A 17,232-nucleotide genomic window follows, 5' to 3' on the forward strand; every position below is an offset into this window, starting at 1 on the left:
ACATGTCGTACGTCGTACTGGTGTTGCTCATCGCGTCCGTGCTCGTCGCCTTCGGCGCGATGACCGCGATGGTCCGGAAGAAGGAGCCGTTCTACGGCGTCGTCGGCCTCGTGACGATCTGCGTCCCGAGCTCGCTCCTGGCGTTCCTCTACCTCGCCGTGGCCTGATCGGGGGACTGGTCGAGCTGGGCGATCCCCCGCGCCACGCCCAGCTCGACCAGGTCCTGCGGCCGCAGCCGCAACTCGTCGGCCGTCTGCCGCGCCTGTGAGGGGTCCCGCTTGAGGATCGCGGTAGCGAGCTCGGGCGAGATCACCGCGAAGTAGCTGTCCGGCGTCATCCACATCCGCTCGGCCGCGGCGAACGCCAGCGCGCCACCGGACCCACCCTCCCCGATCACGAGCGTCGTCACCGGCACCCGCGCCGCCGCGACCGAGGTGAACATCTCCGCGATCGCCGCCCCCACCCCGGCCTTCTCCGCCGCCGCGTCGTTGGCCGCGCCCGGCGTGTCCACGAGCGTCAGCACCGGAATCCCCAGCCGGTCCGCGAGCCGGACGAGGCGCGCCGCCGTGCGGAACCCGGCCGGCCGCGTCGCCGTGCCGCACTGCGCCGCGTAGGCGACCGTCCGCCCGTCGCGGTGCCCGAACCCGCACAGGACCCCGGGATCGACGCCGCCGGCGCGGTCCCCGTTGACCGGCTCGTGCCAGTCGAAGTACGCCTGGAGATAGGTCTTCGCCCGCGGCCTGCCCAACGTGCGCGCGTTGAGCACCGCGTCCCAGCCGCTGCCGGGCAGGTCCTGCAGCCCGAGCGCGTGCGGCACGGGGGCGTCGTCGCCGGGCGTGGTGAGCAACCGCAACCAGCGCGCCAGCCGTTCGGGCAACTCGTCGGACGTGAGCAACTGGTCGACCAGACCGGCCGCGAACTGCTGCGTCACCGAGTACCCCGGCGGCCGCACCCGCGACCCGGCGAACCCGACCTGCGCGCCGCGCAACCCGAGCACGACGTCCGCACCAGCCCCGAGCGTGGCCCACCCGCCACCCGTGGTGGGGTCGCGCAGGACGGACACGTGCGCCAGCCCGGCCTCGCGGGTGAGCGTGAGCTGGCGGGCGATGCGCGAGAGCTGCAGGAGGGCGGGCGTGCCCTCCTGCATGCGGCTGCCGCCGGTCGCGACGAGGGACACGACCGGCAGCCGGTGGTCGCGGGCGTGGGTGAAGGCCTGCTCGAGACGCGCGCCCGTGCGGGTGCCGAGCGAGCCGCCGAGGAAGCCGAACTCGAACGCCACGACCACCGCTTGGACGCCGCCGACGTCGGCGACGCCGCAGACGACGGACTCGTGTTCGCCGGTCTGGGCGGTGGCGCGGGCGAGCTGGTCGCCGTAGCCGGGCCAGCCGAGAGGGCCGTCGTGGGTGGGCTGGGAGGTGTCGGGCTCGCAGGGGAAAGCGGGGGCGGAGGCAGGCCTGGGGTCCCCGACCCCGGACCCGTCGAGCCAGCCGAGCGGTCCGTTCGGTCCGGACGACTCCGCCGGGCCGTCCGGCAGCTCCGCGAACTCCCGCGCCACCCTCCCGATCAGCTCCCTGGCCGACTCACGTCCGCAGGGCACGCTTCATCACCTTGCCCATGTCGTTGCGCGGCAACGCCTCCACGAACCGCACCACCCGAGGCCGCTTGTGCGGCGTGAGCAGCCGGGCCACGTGGTCGGCGAGCTCCTCGGACGACGGCGGAGCATCCCCGGCCGCCACCACCCAGGCCACGATCCGCTCGCCCAGGTCGTCGTCGGGCTCGCCGGTCACCGCGACCTCCCGCACGCCGGGGTGCTCCAGCAGCGCGTTCTCGATCTCGCCCGCGCCGATCTTGTAGCCGCCGCTCTTGATGATGTCCGTGGCCTTGCGGCCGACGATGCGGTAGTAGCCGTCGGCGTCGCGCGTACCCACGTCGCCGGTGCGGAACCAGCCGCCGGCGAACGCCTCCGCGGTGGCGTCGGGGCGGTTGAGGTACTCGGTGAACAGGTTCGGGCCGCGCACCTGGATCTCGCCGATCGGGCCCGCGCCGTCGAGCACCGAGCCGGCGTCGTCGACGAGGCGCACCTCGACGCCCGGCAGCGGGACGCCGACCGCGCCCGGCCTGCGGTCGCCGTCCGCGCGGACGCTGGTGTTCATCAGCGTTTCGGTCATGCCGTACCGCTCCACGACGCGTTGCCCGGTGGCGGTGGCGATCCGTTCGTGGTCGCGCACCGGCAGCGCGGCCGAACCGGACACCAGCAACCGCGCCTTGCCCAGCGCGGCGGCCAGGGCGGGCGTGGTGCCCACCTCCTCGGCGATGCGGTGGTACATCGTCGGCACGCCGAACATCATCGTGCCGTCGCCCTCCAGCGCCTCGACGACTCCCGCCGTCGAGAACTTCCCGAGGTGGTGCAGGGTTCCGCCGCGGCGCAACGGGCCGAGCACGCCGAGGATCAGGCCGTGCACGTGGAACAACGGCAGCGCGTGCACCAGCACGTCGTCGGCGGTCCACTGCCAGGCCTCCGCCACGGCGTCCAAAGTGGACGTCAGTGCACGGCGCGGCAGGACGACGCCCTTGGGGGAGCCGGTGGTGCCCGAGGTGTAGACGATCAGCGCGGGCGCCTCGTCGCCGGGATCGGCGAACGACCCGGGGTCGTCACCGTCCAGCGTGACGTCCCGGCGGGGCACGGAGTCCAGGCCCGCCGGCAGGTCGACGCCCGGTGCGGCGAGCACGGTCGCGGGCGCGCTGTCCGCGACGATGTGCGCGAGCTCCCGTTCGCCCACCTTCGGGTTGAGCGGCACGGCGGGCACCCCGGCGAGCAGGGCCGCGACCACGGCGACGCACGTCTCCAGCGACGGCGTCGCCCACACGGCGACCCTGGGCAGCCCGGTGAGTTCCCGCGCGAGGGAGCCCGCGCAGGCCGCCAGCGAGGCGTGGGTGAGGGAGCGGTCGCCGAAGCGGAGGGCGACGCGGTCGGACTGCGGAGCGAACATGGACTCACCAGATTCCCGGGACGACGAAGGCGAGCCAGACCAGCGGCGGCGCCGCCGCGACCATGATCCCGCCGTAGACCATCAGCTGCTTGAAGAACTTGTCGCGGTCGACGTCCTGCGCACCCACCAGCACCAGGGCGCCGTTGGTGGAGAACGGACTCACGTCGACCACGGTCGCCGACACCGCCAGCGCCGCGATCAGGCCGACCGCGCTGACCTCGCCCTGCAGCAGGAACGGCACCGCGAGGGGGATCAGCGCGCCCATGATGCCGACGGACGAGGCGAACGCCGACACGATCGCGCCGATGTAGCAGATCAGCAGCGCGGCGAGCAGGGGAGCACCGACACCGGCGACCGAGTCGCCCGCCCACTTGATCGTGCCCATCGTCTGCAGCACCGCGACGTAGGTGAGGATGCCGCAGATCAGCAGCACGGTCGGCCAGGTGATCTGGGTGATCGCCTGCTTGGACGTCTCCGGCCACACGACGCTGAGCAGCACGGCCACGGTGATCGCGGCGAGGCCGACGTCGAGGTCGAACACGAGGGCGGCGACCACCAGCGCGACGAGGCCGATCAGGGTGGCGATGCGAGGCGCGGTCAGGGAGACGCGCTCCTCCTCGTCCACCGGATCACTGCCCGGACCGCCGCCGGTCCGCACCAGTGCCGGCGCCTCCAGCGGCTGCCGCGCGAGCTTCATGCCGCCCAGCACCACGAACACCACGGCGGCGATCAGCAGGTTGACCACCAGGCTCGCCAGGAACAGCACGATCTCGTTGCCCGGCAACCCCTCCTTGGCCACGATGCCGTTCACGATCGTGCCGTAGATGCTGATCGGCGAGAACCCGCCGGCCTGCGCCCCGTGCACGACCATGACGCCCATCAGCAGCGGGTTGATCTTGTAGCGGGCCGCGAACCCCATCGCGATCGGCGCCACGATCGCCACCGCCGCCGGGCTCACCGCGCCGATCGCCGTCAGCACGCCGGTGATCGCGAACATCACCCACGGCATCAGCGCGATCCGCCCGCCGACCAGCCGGATCGCCACGTGCACCAGCCAGTCCGTGGTGCCGTTGGCGCGGGCGATCGCGAACAGGAACGTCACCCCGACCAGCACGACGAACAACGAGCCGGGGAAGCCTTTGAAAATGTCGTCGGTCTTCATGTCCGCCACCAGCGTGCCGACCCCGAAGGCGGCGGCGAAGGCGAGCGCACCCATGTTGATCGACCGGGTCGTGGCGATCACGAAGACCACGACCAGCACGAGTATCGAGATCAGTTCGGCGGACATGCAGGGCTCCCGTCGTTGGGACTGGTCCGGTGGCCGAGTGGCTCAGCCACTTTCCGCCTGTGGTCCAGCCGCTGTCAAGAGGTGGCCTAGTGGCTGAGTCACTTGACCGGTTATCCTGGGCAGATGTCCGAGGCGCTGAGGCCGATGGTGAAGTCACGCCTGTACGAGCAGGTGCTCGAACGGCTGCGCGCGCACGTCGCCGAGGCGGGGCTGAAGGCGGGGGACAGGCTGCCCGCCGAACGCGACCTCGCGGCGAGCCTCGGGGTCAGCCGCGCGTCGGTCAAGCAGGCGATCGTGGTGCTGGAGGTCCAGGGCCTGGTCGAGGCGCGCCACGGCGGCGGCACGTACCTGGTGCGCGACACCCTCGACGTCGAACCGGTCGAGCAGCTCGTCGAACGCCGCAAACGCCTCCCGGAGGTGCTGGAGGCCCGCGAGGCGCTCGAGACCAAGCTCGCCGAACTGGCCGCCGAACGCCGCACCGATGCCGAGCTGGAGACGATCCGCGCGGCGCTCGACTACATGCGCGACGAGATCGCCGAAGGCACGAACGGCGTGGAAGGGGATCGCCGCTTCCACGCCGCCGTCACCGCCGCCGCGCACAGCTCCCTGCTGGCCGACTTCATGAAGACCATCGCGCAGCAGATCACCGAGAGCCGCACCGAGTCGCTGCGCCAGCCGGGTCGTCCGTCCCGCTCACTGGCGCAGCACACGGCGATCTACGAGGCCATCGCCGCAGGTGACCCGAAGAAGGCCGCCGCCGCGATGCGCAAGCACGTCCGGACCGTCGCGAAGGTCCGGCTGCTCACCTGGGTGCCCGAAGACTGACCACGGCGGGCGAGTTGCGCGCCTGCACGACGTGGCTGGTCCCGTCCGCCCTGTGCACGACGAACCTCCAGTCCCTTTTGGACACCTTGCCGGACAGCACGACGACGGTGTCGCCGCGCTGGACGATCCGCGTCCGCCCGCCGTCCTCGTAGAGCGTGAACTCGCCCTTCGCTCCCTCCGTGACGTGCACGGTCAGCGCGGTGGCCGGGTTCTTGGCGTCGTTGGCCACGTCCGCGCTGCGCTCGACCAGCATTCCGCCCGACCGCAGGAACACGGGCATCGTGTCGAGACCCGCGCTGACGGTCGCCCACGTGTTGCCCTGGTGGACCTGCCCGGTGAAGTAGTCGGTCCACTGGCCGGGCGGGAACCAGACCCGCGTCGACCCCGTCTCGCCGGGCGTGGTGATCGGCGCGACCAGGAGGTCGGTCCCGAGCAGGAACTGGCTGTCCGCGGTGGCGTACGCCTCCGGGCTGTTCGGGTACTCGAGCCACGCCGGCCGCTGGAGCGGCACACCCGTCCGCGACGCCTGCTCCGCCACCGAGTAGATGTACGGCACGAGACGTTCCCTCAGGTTCAGGAACTTCGTGGCCGATGCCTGCGCGGCCGGTCCGTACTGCCACGGCAGCCGGTCGCCGTGGTTGCTGTGCAGACGCGTGATCGGCTGGAACGCGCCCAGCTGCACCCACCGCGCGTACAGGTCGTCCGGCAGCTTGGTGGTGTAGCGGACCTGGCCGTTGTCGAGGTAGGTCTCCGACCCGCGCAGCCCGGTGGTGTCGTTGTGGCCGCCGATGTCGTGGCTGATGTTCGACATGCCGGTCGCCACGCCCTCGGCCGAGGTGTAGCCGATGGTCGCCTTCAGCGTGCCCCACGTCGACGAGGTGTCACCGGTGAAGTGCAGGGTGGTGCGCTTCTCCGCCCACGGACCGGTCGGCAACGGCCCGGAGCCGCTGTACCCGCCCGCCTGCAACGACCCGAACCCGCGCGAGAACGCGAACGCGCCGATCTTCGCGTACTGCTCGTTGATCCACGAGTCGGCCGCGACGCCGCGCTTCGACGAACCCGAGCCGTCGCAGCACCAGTCGAGCCACCAGAAGTCGGTCGGCATCTTCCGGTGCAGCTCCACGTACGCGCGCAGCTGGTCCGGGTCGGCCCAGTCGAACACGTAGCAGTTCGCGCACGAACCGCGCGCCAGCTTGCCCTTCGCGGTGGCCTGCGCCTGCGCGAAGTCCGGGTCGTCGCCCTGGATGCTCGGGTGGATGTTCAGCGTGCTGTGCAGGCCTTCGCCGTGCGCCCAGTCGAGGAAGCCCTGCGGGTCGGGGAACTTCTGCTGGTCCATGCGCCAGCCGTTCCACAGGTTGTGGCCCTTGAAGTCCGTGTCGACGACGAGCACGTCGAGCGGCACGCCGTGCTGCCGGAACGCGGGCAGGATCCGGTCGCGGAAGTCGGCCGCGGTCCGGTCGATGTACTCGGAGTACCAGACGCCGTACGCCCAGCGGGGCAACAACTTCGGCCCACCGGTCAGCGTCGCCAGATCACCCAGCGCCGCCTTGTAGTTCGTGCCGTAGCCGAACACGTAGCCGTCCTGGTACGGCTGCGCGCCCCGGTCCGCGCGCGGAGTTCCGTCGCGCAGCGCGGAAGGCGTGTCGTCGAGCAGGTACCAGCCGTCGCGGTACATCAGGCCGGGCGTCAGCTGCGGGTCACCGCTGTTCCCCGTGTACCCGTCGAGCGACCGCCGGTAGCCGCCGAGCGCCAGGTGCTGCGCCGTGCTGGACACGCCGATGGTGTCGAGGTTGACGTGGCACCCGCTGTCGGGGCACGTCACGGTGAGGTCGGAAGTGCCCGCGGGCAGCGAGATCTGCGCCGTCGCCGTGGACCACGTGGCCCAGTTCGCCGTCGTGGGCAGGGTGACCGCCTGACCGTTGAGCAGCACGGTCCGCGGTTCGTGCCTGCCGTCGCCACCGACACCGTTGGCGTAGCGCAGGACCACGGGATGCGTGCCCGCCGCCGGCACGCTCGTGATCTTCTGCGTCAGCCTGGTGCCGCCGACGAGCTCGGCGACGAACCCGGTGCCCGCGAACCCCGCGTGCTCGTCGGCGATCCCGGCCGCGCCGCTCACGAGACCGTTCTCCGCCTCGCAGGTCGTGCCGAACCGGCAGTCGTCGACCGCCCGCACGCCGGGGTAGGCCTGGCCGGCCGTGAGCAGGGCGAGGCTGTCGACGTTGACGTTGCCCGAGTCGCCGGAGCGCCGGGTCAGCGCGATGCGGTGCTCGCCGGCCGGGAGGTCGACCTCGGTCTCCACCTGCCGCCAGTCGTTCCAGTCCGCGGTCGCGGGCAGCGTGATCTGCCGCGCCGCCTGGCCGTCGACCGACAGCCCCAGCGTGCGGTTCTCGTGCTTGCCGTCACCGCCCCGGCCGTTCGCGTACTTCACGACCACGCGGTGCCGGCCAGCCGCCGCAGCACGGACCGTCGCCGTGACCCCGTTGCCGGTGTAGGTGAACCCGGCGATGAACCCGGCCCCGGAGTGACCGGGGTGGTCGGCCGCCACCAGGACGCCCTCGCGCGCCTGGTCCTCGGCCTCGCAGAGCTGACCGGTCGCACAGACCACCCGCCGCCACGGGGACGCGGTCGTGCCGGCCGTCTTCAGCTCCAGGTTGTCCGCCCGGAACGGCCCGGACCCCACGCGGTACCGCAGGGTCATGGCCGAGGTCGTGATGGTCAGCCAGCCGTCCGCGACCCGCGACGTGTAGGCCGTGCGCGGGAACGTGCGGTTTACAACGTTGTAAGTGGCCTGGTCCTCAAAGCGGCGGTCCCCGGCGAACTCGGACCGGATGAGGGTGGGGGAGAGGATCTGGAACCGGGCCTGCCCGGAGACCACCGTGCCGTTCGGCTGGGCGGTCGCCGGGGGAGGGAGACCCAGGCTGAGTAGGGCGAGCACTGCGACGATCGTGCGTTTCCGCATTCGCGCTCCTCGTCTGACGCCGTCGGCTTCCGAGGTGGTTCAGGTACCTGAACCTTCCTCACCTTGGCGTGCCGTTGTGGAGCGATCAAGAGGCCAGTCAGCGCACCACCCTGTACGTCACATGCGTGAACGCGGCGCCGGCGCGTGAGGACACCTGCTCCAGCTTCAGACCGGGCACACCGTCGAACAGCCGCGTCCCGGCCCCGAGCGTGACCGGCACGATCCGCAGCCGCAGCTCGTCGACCAGCCCGGCCGTCAGGTACTGGTTGATCGTCGAGGCGCCGCCGTGGATCGAGATGTTCCCGTTCCCGGCCACCGCACTCGCCCTCTCGAACGCCGCCGCGGCTCCCTCGGTGACGAAGTGGAACGTCGTGCCGCCCTCCATCGGCTGCGGCTCGCGGGCGTGGTGGGTCAGCACGAACACCGGCCCGTGGTATGGCGGGTCGTCGCCCCACCAGCCGTTCCACACCCGGTCCCACGGTCCGCGCACCGGGCCGAACATGTTGCGCCCCATGATGAACGCCTTGGTCTCGGCGAGGCGGTCCAGCTGCCGGCGCTGCTCCTGGGTCCTCCATCCACGCGTGCAGCACGCTGCCCCAGCCGTCGGTGAGCCACCACCTGGCGCGGCTCGAGGCGGCCACGGGCGTGCGGCTCGTGCAGAAGGCCGGCCGCGGGATCCGGCTGACCCCGGAGGGCCGGCTGCTGGCCGACCGCGCGGCCGAGATCGCCGGACGGGTCGGCGCCGCCACCACCGAGCTCCAGGCCCAGGCCGGGCTGCGGTCGGGGCGGGTCAGGGTGGCGGCGAACGCGTCCACGGCGGCCACGATCGTGCCCCGGGCCGCCGTCGTGCTCGCGGAGCGGCACCCCGGGCTGGACCTGACCCTCGTCGAACGGCATCCCGCCGACGCGGTGCGGATGCTGCGGCACGGGGAGGTCGAGATCGCCGTGGTGTTCCGGCGCGCCGGTGATCCGGTGCCGGAGGGCTGCCGGTCCGTCCACCTCGGCGACGATCCGCTCCACCTGATCAGCAGGCGGCCCGGCGACAGCCTTGCGCACCACCGCGACTCGGCGTGGATCGGCGGGTGCGACGCGTGTCAGGCCGAACTGGAGGTGGTGTGCCGTGACGCGGGATTCACGCCGCGGACCACCTCGCACAGCGACGACATGGTGGTCGTGCAGGCACTCGTGGCGGCCGGTGCCGGGGTGGCCCTGCTCGCGGGCCTGGGACTGCGTGCGCACCGGCGGCAGGACGTGCACGCCACCGTGGTTCCCGCCGCCGTCCGGGAGATCCACGCCGTCACGTACGGCGATCCGCCCGATCCGCCCGGGGTGGCGGCGGTGCTGACGGCGCTGCGCGAGGTGGCCGGGAGCCTGCTCGCAGCCCCCCGGCCACCCGGCGTCAGCGCCTGAGCGTGAAGGTGAAGTCGCCGGAGACCTTGCCGGTCAACCGGATGCCCGACACCACCCTCCCGTCGGCGATCAGCCGTTCGACCTCACCGCGGGTCAGGCTGAAGCCGTCCGCGATCAGCCGCACCGGGCGGACGGGAACGCGCGCCTCGAACCGCACCTCCACGTCGGCCACGTCGAGGTCGAGGTGGGCCGACCCGCCGGTGTCGAGCCGCCAGGCGCCGTCCCAGTCCAGGGAGACGTGGTTGCGGCGCTGCAGGACCGCGTCCTGCAGCAGTTCCGCGACGAGCGTGAGGTCGTTGGCGTGCAACCGGTCCAGCAGCGCGGGCTGGACCGTGCGGACGTGCGCCCGCTCGAAGATCGTGAGCTTGGCGGTGTCCCCGCAGCCCGTGCAGAGCACGAGGAGCCAGGCGTCGAGGACCTTGTGGTTGGCGTTGACGCGGAACTTGCCGCTCGCTCGGAAGCGGTCGGCGGCGCAGACGTGGCAGCGCCGGTGGACGAGAGGAAGGCAGGTGGGCACGACGGCCCAGGTGGAGAGCACAGAGGTACACCATTCGGTGAGAAGTCCGCAGCAAAGGGAGCACGTCGCTCAGGAGAGCGGCGCGCAACGAAGACCAGCGCTAGGGAGAACTCAGGCGGTGTACAACGGCACGTCCTTGCCTCGACGACTCAGTCGGGCAGGAAGGTAGCGGTCCGGGATGCCGGTGCTCCATCCATTTTCGGCAGCGTCTCGGCGCCGAGCACGCTCTCCAACTGCTCCCACCGCGTCACGAGGTCCGTCAGCATCAGCATCATCACGTCGGGGAACGCGTGCAGGAAGCTCTGGTACCGGTAGTGGTCCAGGTAGAACACCACCACGTCGTCGGTCAGCGCCGTCACGGACGTGGTGCGGGCGTGGAAGAACAGGTCGTGGTGGCCGAGCAGCGCGCCGCGGCCGAGCACCGACCGCGCGTAGATCCCGCCGAAGTCGACCTCGACCCGCCCGGACGCGACCAGGAACACGCCGTGCGCCGCGTCGTCCTCGCGGAAGAGCACGTCCCCTGCCGTGTAAGGGATCTCGTCGAACATGGACCCGAGCGTCTCCAGGTCGGAGTCGGCCAGCGCGCCGAACAACCGGACGCCGTGCGGGTCGGCGCTCTCGCGCAGGCACGCGACCCGGTCGGTCAGCTCGCGGTCGGAGATGTGGTTCATCCGCATCCGCACGAACCGCAGCATCCGGTCGGTGGACCGGGACCGGGCCCGGGACCTCCCGGCGCTCGGCGGGGTGTGGAGGTCGGCGTGGCCGCTGATCCGGGCGGCCTCGCGCAGACCCGACTCGTACGCGCTGTGCACGCAGCCCCAGTGGTATTGGTTCGTGCCCTCGCCGGCGAAGAAGAGCTCGTCGCCGACCGGTTCGGCGAGCGTCGCGATGTCCTTCGCGGAGGAACCGACACCGATGCACGTGTAGGAACCGAGCGAGTAGGGGTCGGACGACCACGCCGTGCGCGAGATTCCGGACGGAGCGGGCGCGTCGTCGCCGAAGAGGTCCTGGACGATCTCCGCCGCGTAGGCCGAGACGGCCTCGTCGGACCAGGTCTCCGCCTCGCGGCCGAGTGAGGCGCCGAGCAGCATGACGAGGACCGGCTTGCCATGGGACTTCCACATGCTGATGACCACGGTGGGGTAGCGGTCCGTGTCGCGGCAGAGGTAGCCGAACACGTACTGCTCGCGCGGCCAGAACGGTTCCTCGTAGTGCAGCGCGATCTTGTTGAGCGTGCCGAAGCCCAGCCGGGCGATCGCCGACCGCTTCTCCGGTGGCAACGGCGGCGCGAACTCGACCGCCTCGGCCTTCAACACCCCCAGCGGCAGCGTCACGAGCACCTTGTCCGCCTCGAACACGCCCCGGTCCGTGGTCACCCGGCCCGGTTCGACGCGCGTGACCACGTGCCCCAGCCGCACGTCCGTCCCCTCCGCCAGAGCGTCCACAACGGACTGGTAGCCGTCGTGCAGCGTGCTGTCGCCGTAGCCGTAGACGAGGTAGCCGTCCTCCCAGTGCTTCAAGGAGAGCTTGTCGGGGTCCTCGGCCGCGTCCTCGCGCAGGATCACGTTCAGGTGGTAGCGCACGGCCTGTTCATCCTCTGTGGACAGTTCGAGCCCGGCGAGGACCTGGCGCACCGCCTCGCCCAGCGCGACGTCCGGGAGATCTGCCTTGCGCGCCACGTCGGCGCGGCGTTCCAGCTCGTGCAGGACCTCGTCGGCCAGTGCGAGCGTGTGGCTCTTGTAGCGGTGGCCCACCGCCCGCCGGTCCACTCCGAACAGGTCGAGGCTGTCGAACCCGCCGGTGTAGGCGCTGTCGCCGCCCACGTAGCTGTGCGGGAGGCCCAGGTCCTCCACCAGTTCCGTGACCGGGTTGCCGTCCGTGCCGTGGATCCAGTGCGCGCCCAGGTCGACCCCGTGCTCGTCGGTCCAGATCCGGCCACCGGCCCGGTCGCGGGCCTCCAGGACCGTCACGGCGTGGCCGAGCCCGCGCAACGCGCGCGCCGCGGCCAGGCCCGAGATCCCCGCTCCCACCACGAGAACGCTCGGTCTGGCGTCCTCACCATCACCGGATACCGAGGGCATCGCTCGATTGTCGGGCCACCATCCGTGCCCGAACATTCCTCGATCGTGTGCTCGCGCTGGGCCGTCCGGGTTGTCCGCGAGCGTCCCGGAGACCGGCTCCGAGCCCGTCACCTGCGCTGCGCTCCCCGAGCGAACCGGGACTACCAGGTAGTGACTTGATCTACAAGCGCCGGTATAACTTGTTCTCATGCGCCCACAGTGAGGAAGATCACATGACCCACACAATGACGTGTGACAACGGTTTCGAGGGTCCTTCACGACGTTCGTTCATTACTGGAACAGGTTCTATTCTTGGGGCAGTGGCCCTGGGAGGCGTCGCGCCGGTGGCACGGGCGGCGACGTCGATCGCGGACGCGGCGGTGGTCCCCGCCCTGGTGATCGGCACGGGGTACGGCGGCAGCGTGACCGCGCTGCGGCTCGCCCAGGCCGGCGTCGACGTCCACATGGTCGAGATGGGCATGGCGTGGGACACCCCCGGCGCGGACGGGAAGATCTTCGCCAACACCACGACACCGGACCAGCGGTCGTTCTGGCTGCGCACCAGGACGAAGCAGCCGCTGAGCAACTTCCTGGGCTTCCCGATCGACAAGGCGATCCCGAAGTACACCGGCATCCTCGACGCCGAGGAGTTCGCGGGCATCACCGTCTACCAGGGACGCGGTGTCGGCGGCGGCTCGCTCGTCAACGGCGGCATGGCCGTCACCCCGAAGCGGGAGAACTTCGGCGACGTCCTGCCGACCGTGAACCCGGACGAGATGTACAACACCTACTACCCGCGCGCCAACGCCGAGCTCGGCGTCGGCCTGATCAGGCCGGCCTGGTTCGACACGACCGACGCGTACCAGTACGCGCGGGTGGGCCGCAAGCACGCCGAGCGGTCCAACTTCCCGTACGTCTTCGTGCCGACTGTGTACGACTGGAACTACATGGAGCAGGAGGCCGCCGGCACGGTCCCGAAGTCGGCTCTGGCCGGCGAGATCCTCTACGGCAACAACTACGGCAAGAAGTCGTTGCAGAAGTCGTACATCTCGAAGATCAGGGCGACCGGGCGCGTCACCATCTCGCCGCTGCACCGGGTCGTCGACGTCCGTCCCGCGACGGGTGGTTACAAGGTCACCATCGAGCAGCTCAACACCACCGGTGACCCGATCGCCGTCAAGGAGGTGACCGCGGCGAAGGTGTTCTTCGCGGCGGGCAGCGTCGGCACGAGCAAGCTCCTGGTCAGGCTCAAGGCCACGGGCGCGCTGCCGAACCTGAACGGCGAGGTCGGCAAGGGCTGGGGCGACAACGGCAACGTGATGTGCGGCCGCGCCAACCACATGTGGGACCCGACCGGGAAGCTGCAGTCGTCGATCCCGACCCTGGGCATCGACAACTGGGCGGCCGGCGGTGCCTTCGCCGAGGTGGCCCCGCTGCCGACCGGCATCGAGACCTACGCGTCGTTCTACCTGTCGATCACCAGGACGCCGAACCGCGCCCAGTTCACCTGGAACGCGGCCGCGGGCAAGGTCGACCTGAGCTGGCAGACCGCGTGGAAGAGCGTCTCGATCAACGCCGCCAAGACCATCTTCGACAAGATCAACTCAAAGGAGGGGACGATCTACCGGACGGACCTCTTCGGCGTGTACAAGATCTGGGGCGACCACCTGACGTACCACCCGCTCGGTGGTGCCGTGCTGAACAGGGCGACCGACAACTACGGCCGCCTGCAGGGGTACTCCGGCCTGTACGTCACGGACGGCTCGCTGATCCCCGGCTGCACCGTGGTGAACCCGTTCGTCACGATCACGGCGCTCGCCGAGAGGAACATCGAGAAGATCATCGCCACCGACTTCTGACCGTCCACCCGCGACGGTCAGAACTTCGGGAGCACGCACATCGCGTCGAGGCCGAACACCCGGTTCAACCGGCCGAACACCAGCCAGGCCCCGATGCTCATGGTGAGCTCCACGATCTCCACCTGCGAGTAGTGCCGGGTCATGCGCGCCCAGAACTCCTCGTCGAGACCGTGGTGGTCCAGTGCGTACCGCTCGGCGTACTCCGCGGCCAGCCTCGCCCGGTCGTCGAAGGCGTCGGTGGTGCGCCACTGGGTCACCGCGTCGATGAAGTCGTCCTCCACCTTCACGCCGTCGCGTTCGGTGCGCCAGTCGAGGCAGAACATGCAGCCGTTGATCTGCGCGATCCGCAGCCGCGCCGCCTCGAACTCGCGCAGCCCCAGCGTGGTGTGCTGGTAGACGGCGAGGGAGAGGTTCGCGGCGGCCATGCCGATGCCGGGCACGAGCTCGCCCCACACGAACCCGATGGGGTCCTTGCCCTCGGGGATGTCGATGTTCACGGTGTGGTCCTCCCCAGCTTGCCCGCGACGGGACGCAACGGGACGTCGAGCGCGTCGTAGAGTCCGGGCTCCGCCTCCGCGAGCCAGTCGATGGCGTTGACGATGCGGCCGACCGCCGTCGCGTTGCCGCCCGCGGACCGGTTCTCGCCCTCGTCGACGGCCTCGACCGACACCTCGATGCGCGGCCGGCCCTCGATGATCACCTTGTGCGCGCCGTCGCCCGACGGCGGCATCGGCCAGTCCGTGGCGCACGAGGCGTGGATGCGGGTGACGTGCTCGATGACGATCAGCGGCTCGCCGCCGACGATGCCCTGCACCTCGAACCGGATCGCGCCCTGCGTGCCCTTCTCGAACTCGCCCATCGTCCGCGTCGTCACGGTCTCGTCGAGCGCGCGCCGGTCGACCGTCTCGCGGATCTCGTCCAGCTCGGCGCCGAGCGCCCGTGCGAGCAGCCGGATCTGGCCACCCCACACCATGGTCGGCACGGTCGGCATCAGCATGGGCGCCTGGTAGTCGAGCGGCTGCCCGAACCCGATCAGCCACCGCACCGCGTCCGGCTGGTCGTAGGTCGAGTAGTCGAAGATCTCCTGACACCGCACGGCATCGATGGTGTGGCCGAGGCCGCTCACCATCAGCGGCAGCACGTCGTTGCCCCAGCCGGGGTCGACGCCGGACACGAACAGCGAGCCGCCGCCCTCCGCGATCGCCGCTAGAACGGGTTCTCGAAGCTCGGGTGGTGCGCTGCGGTGGTCGTAGAGCGCGTAGAGGGAGGGGGTCACGACGACCGCGCCCGCCCTGATCGCCCTGGTGATGTCGGCGAGCGCGTCGTCCGGCCTGATGTCCCCGGACGCCGCGTACACGACGGCGCGCGGGCTCGCGGCCAGCACCGCGTCGATGTCGGTGGTGGCCGCGACTCCCAGCTCGTGGTCCAGCCCGGCGAGCTCGCCCGCGTCCCGGCCCTCCTTCTCCGGGTTGTGCACGATCACGGCCGTCAGCTTCAGCGCAGGATGGGCCTCGACGGCGCGAATCGCGCTCCGGCCCACGTTTCCGGTGCCCCACACCACTGTGGCGATCATGCGGGTAGCGTAACTAGAACACGTTTCAGTTTTCAAGGGTCCATCAGGCGTACAGGCGCAGGCCCGCGAGCTGCCCCGCCGGCCAGCCGGTGTTCCCGGTGAAGGTGAGCCGCACATACCGGACCGGGGTGCCGGGCAGCGTCGCCGTCGCGGCGTTCCCGGTCGCGGGGTCGAACACGTACCCGGTCGGCGGGACCAGCGGGCTGAACGCCTGGCCGTCCGTGCTGCCCTGGATCGTCACGGTCTGGGTCCGGCGTCCCCAGGCGGGGTTCGGCGGCAGCGAGAGGACGGCGCGCTTCAGGGCGGCCGCCGTGCCGAGGTCGACCTGGATCCACTGCGGGAACGCGTTGTTCGCGCTCTCCCAGTACGAGTGCGGATCGCCGTCGACGGCGAACCCGCTGCCGTAGCCCTGGGTCTGCGAGCTCTGCGTCGTCGGCCGCCCGGCGGCCAGGTCGACGTCCGGGGTGGGCGGGCCACCGATCCACGGCTGGGTGGGCCGCACGGCGGTCAGCGCGATCTCGCCCTTGAGCATGCGGCCGCCGTCGCCGGTGAGGCGCAGGTAGTAGTCGGCCGAGCAGCGCGTGCCGTCCTCGTCGAGCGCGAGGTACCCCGACCCGACCGGCACGTCGGCCTGCGTCTCGGCGGTCTTGCAGATCTGGTTGCCCTCGTTGAACTCGTCGAACATCGAGATGTAGATGCCCTGCGCGCCAAGGCGGACCATGTTGTAGAACTGCCGCCACATGAAGTCGCCGTGCAGCCGTTGCCGCGACCCGACATCACCCGGCAGCACGCACGGCTGGTAGTCGATCCCGCGCGCGTCGCACTCCGCCTGGTCGGGCTTGTTCACGTTGGTGTGGAACCGATCCGTGTCGGCCGGGGTGCCGATCCGGCCGACCATCCACGGCGAGAGCATGTCGAAGCTGCGGTAGACGTTCGCGAAACCCTGCCGCGAGTCCTCGATCTCGAGCCGCCAGTGCGTGGGCACGCCGCCGATCACGTAGCAGCCGCGCGCCTTGAACCAGTCGACGACGTCCTGGCAGGCCGCCGGGCCGAACGGGCGGCCGGGGTCGTTGAAGCCGAAGCCCCAGACGCACACGACCGGCTTGCCGTTCTGCCGGGCGTAGGCGGGGGAGGAGGTGTAGGCGGACATCTTCTCCAGCCAGTCGGTCTTGATCTCCGACTGCATGTTCGTCCAGTTCGTGACGTCGTACATGATGTAGAACTTCCGCCCGGTCGCCTCGGCGGCGGGCCGGACGTGCGCGGTCACGGCGTCGCGGATCGGGCCCTCGCCGCCGGTCGGGTCGAAGCGCTGCAGCGCGGCCGTGTCGATGTTGTTGTCCCGCATCCACTGGAAGTGGACGTCGACGGTCTGCCGGTCGTAGTTGGAGAACAGCGTCGCGGGCCGTCCGTCGCCGAGGTTCGCGAACGCGGTCTGGTAGGTGCGCGTGTAGTCGCGGACGTCGGGCCAGGCGACGACCGAGCTGGTCGGCGGCGCGGGCGGGCGGCTCCAGTCGTTGTTCCAGTGCCACCAGCCGTCGAGCGGCGAGTTGTCGCCGCGGCAGGCGAACCAGCCCTGGTACCCGACGGTGATCTTGCCGACGACGTCGCCGGGAGGACTGGCCGCGTGCGCGGAGGTGGGCAGGAGCCCCAGCGCGGGGGCGGCGAGCGCGGAGCTGAGCAGGGTGCGGCGTGACAGGGTCATCGCGAACTCCTTTGTCGGCGATTCGACCCCAGACTGCAAGATGTGGACA

Annotated in this window: 13 protein-coding genes and 1 pseudogene; 4 read left to right on the forward strand and 10 right to left on the reverse strand. The window is 70.9% G+C overall.

Features of this window, described 5'->3' with window-relative positions:
* The first annotated feature begins 2 nt into the window (after window positions 1-2).
* Entirely contained in the window at window positions 3-167 is a 165-nt protein-coding gene (locus ABZX02_RS31200; protein ID WP_355303441.1) for a hypothetical protein, read from the forward strand.
* On the opposite strand, the gene ABZX02_RS31205 is transcribed toward ABZX02_RS31200, so the two are convergent.
* Genes ABZX02_RS31205 through ABZX02_RS31215 form a run of 3 tightly spaced genes read right to left on the reverse strand, consistent with a single transcriptional unit; the run spans window position 149 to window position 4,278 of the window.
* Window positions 149-1,597, reverse strand: coding sequence for a carboxyl transferase domain-containing protein (locus ABZX02_RS31205; RefSeq protein ID WP_355303443.1), 1,449 nt, complete (start codon window positions 1,595-1,597; stop codon window positions 149-151). The two genes, ABZX02_RS31200 and ABZX02_RS31205, sit on opposite strands and share 19 nt — an antisense overlap.
* Window positions 1,581-2,990: an acyl-CoA synthetase gene (locus ABZX02_RS31210; RefSeq protein WP_355303445.1), complete on the reverse strand. Its 1,410-nt coding sequence runs from the start codon at window positions 2,988-2,990 to the stop codon at window positions 1,581-1,583. Before ABZX02_RS31210 ends, ABZX02_RS31205 begins: the two co-directional genes overlap by 17 nt.
* 4 nt (window positions 2,991-2,994) lie before the next feature.
* Window positions 2,995-4,278, reverse strand: coding sequence for an SLC13 family permease (locus ABZX02_RS31215; RefSeq protein WP_355303447.1), 1,284 nt, complete (start codon window positions 4,276-4,278; stop codon window positions 2,995-2,997).
* Between the two features lie 123 nt (window positions 4,279-4,401).
* Here ABZX02_RS31215 and ABZX02_RS31220 point away from each other — a divergent pair, with 123 nt between their 5' ends.
* Window positions 4,402-5,103 carry a FadR/GntR family transcriptional regulator gene (locus ABZX02_RS31220; RefSeq protein ID WP_355303449.1) on the forward strand — a complete coding sequence of 234 codons (702 nt, stop codon included), beginning with the start codon at window positions 4,402-4,404 and terminating at the stop codon, window positions 5,101-5,103.
* Here the strand turns inward: ABZX02_RS31220 and ABZX02_RS31225 are convergent.
* Window positions 5,081-8,062 (reverse strand): TIM-barrel domain-containing protein, encoded by a 2,982-nt coding sequence (locus ABZX02_RS31225; protein ID WP_355303451.1) that lies wholly within the window; start codon window positions 8,060-8,062, stop codon window positions 5,081-5,083. The two genes, ABZX02_RS31220 and ABZX02_RS31225, sit on opposite strands and share 23 nt — an antisense overlap.
* Before the next feature lie 97 nt (window positions 8,063-8,159).
* A pseudogene (locus tag ABZX02_RS31230) lies at window positions 8,160-8,588 on the reverse strand (dihydrofolate reductase family protein); the annotation flags it as partial.
* Between the two features lie 80 nt (window positions 8,589-8,668).
* Here ABZX02_RS31230 and ABZX02_RS31235 point away from each other — a divergent pair.
* Window positions 8,669-9,472 (forward strand): LysR family transcriptional regulator, encoded by an 804-nt coding sequence (locus tag ABZX02_RS31235; RefSeq protein WP_355303452.1) that lies wholly within the window; start codon window positions 8,669-8,671, stop codon window positions 9,470-9,472.
* Here ABZX02_RS31235 and ABZX02_RS31240 read toward each other — a convergent pair.
* Together ABZX02_RS31240 and ABZX02_RS31245 are read right to left on the reverse strand one after the other, a co-directional pair.
* Entirely contained in the window at window positions 9,462-10,010 is a 549-nt protein-coding gene (locus ABZX02_RS31240; protein WP_355303454.1) for a DUF1062 domain-containing protein, read from the reverse strand. The genes ABZX02_RS31235 and ABZX02_RS31240 overlap by 11 nt on opposite strands.
* A 128-nt stretch (window positions 10,011-10,138) precedes the next feature.
* Window positions 10,139-12,070 (reverse strand): FAD-dependent oxidoreductase, encoded by a 1,932-nt coding sequence (locus ABZX02_RS31245; protein ID WP_355303456.1) that lies wholly within the window; start codon window positions 12,068-12,070, stop codon window positions 10,139-10,141.
* Between the two features lie 224 nt (window positions 12,071-12,294).
* On the opposite strand from ABZX02_RS31245, the gene ABZX02_RS31250 reads away from it, so the two are divergent.
* Window positions 12,295-13,908 carry a GMC oxidoreductase gene (locus ABZX02_RS31250; protein ID WP_355303548.1) on the forward strand — a complete coding sequence of 538 codons (1,614 nt, stop codon included), beginning with the start codon at window positions 12,295-12,297 and terminating at the stop codon, window positions 13,906-13,908.
* 17 nt (window positions 13,909-13,925) lie between these two features.
* Here ABZX02_RS31250 and ABZX02_RS31255 read toward each other — a convergent pair whose 3' ends face one another.
* Genes ABZX02_RS31255 through ABZX02_RS31265 form a run of 3 tightly spaced genes read right to left on the reverse strand, consistent with a single transcriptional unit; the run spans window position 13,926 to window position 17,183 of the window.
* The gene (locus ABZX02_RS31255) at window positions 13,926-14,405 is read right to left on the reverse strand and encodes a carboxymuconolactone decarboxylase family protein (RefSeq protein ID WP_355303458.1); all 480 of its coding nucleotides are present in this window, start codon (window positions 14,403-14,405) and stop codon (window positions 13,926-13,928) included.
* Window positions 14,402-15,481 (reverse strand): dihydrodipicolinate reductase, encoded by a 1,080-nt coding sequence (locus tag ABZX02_RS31260; protein WP_355303460.1) that lies wholly within the window; start codon window positions 15,479-15,481, stop codon window positions 14,402-14,404. Before ABZX02_RS31260 ends, ABZX02_RS31255 begins: the two co-directional genes overlap by 4 nt.
* Before the next feature lie 43 nt (window positions 15,482-15,524).
* Window positions 15,525-17,183 carry a discoidin domain-containing protein gene (locus ABZX02_RS31265; protein WP_355303462.1) on the reverse strand — a complete coding sequence of 553 codons (1,659 nt, stop codon included), beginning with the start codon at window positions 17,181-17,183 and terminating at the stop codon, window positions 15,525-15,527.
* Window positions 17,184-17,232 lie beyond the last annotated feature (49 nt).

This window comes from Lentzea sp. NPDC003310, assembly GCF_040610935.1.
In the GTDB taxonomy this organism is placed as follows: domain Bacteria; phylum Actinomycetota; class Actinomycetes; order Mycobacteriales; family Pseudonocardiaceae; genus Lentzea.

Bases quoted from the DNA above. Each gene is read 5' to 3' on its own strand.
- ABZX02_RS31200 (WP_355303441.1), top strand. From the start codon at position 3: ATGTCGTACGTCGTACTGGTGTTGCTCATCGCGTCCGTGCTCGTCGCC.
- ABZX02_RS31210 (WP_355303445.1), bottom strand. From the start codon at position 2,990: ATGTTCGCTCCGCAGTCCGACCGCGTCGCCCTCCGCTTCGGCGACCGC.
- ABZX02_RS31215 (WP_355303447.1), bottom strand. From the start codon at position 4,278: ATGTCCGCCGAACTGATCTCGATACTCGTGCTGGTCGTGGTCTTCGTG.
- ABZX02_RS31220 (WP_355303449.1), top strand. From the start codon at position 4,402: ATGTCCGAGGCGCTGAGGCCGATGGTGAAGTCACGCCTGTACGAGCAG.
- ABZX02_RS31225 (WP_355303451.1), bottom strand. From the start codon at position 8,062: ATGCGGAAACGCACGATCGTCGCAGTGCTCGCCCTACTCAGCCTGGGT.
- ABZX02_RS31245 (WP_355303456.1), bottom strand. From the start codon at position 12,070: ATGCCCTCGGTATCCGGTGATGGTGAGGACGCCAGACCGAGCGTTCTC.
- ABZX02_RS31250 (WP_355303548.1), top strand. From the start codon at position 12,295: ATGACGTGTGACAACGGTTTCGAGGGTCCTTCACGACGTTCGTTCATT.
- ABZX02_RS31260 (WP_355303460.1), bottom strand. From the start codon at position 15,481: ATGATCGCCACAGTGGTGTGGGGCACCGGAAACGTGGGCCGGAGCGCG.
- ABZX02_RS31265 (WP_355303462.1), bottom strand. From the start codon at position 17,183: ATGACCCTGTCACGCCGCACCCTGCTCAGCTCCGCGCTCGCCGCCCCC.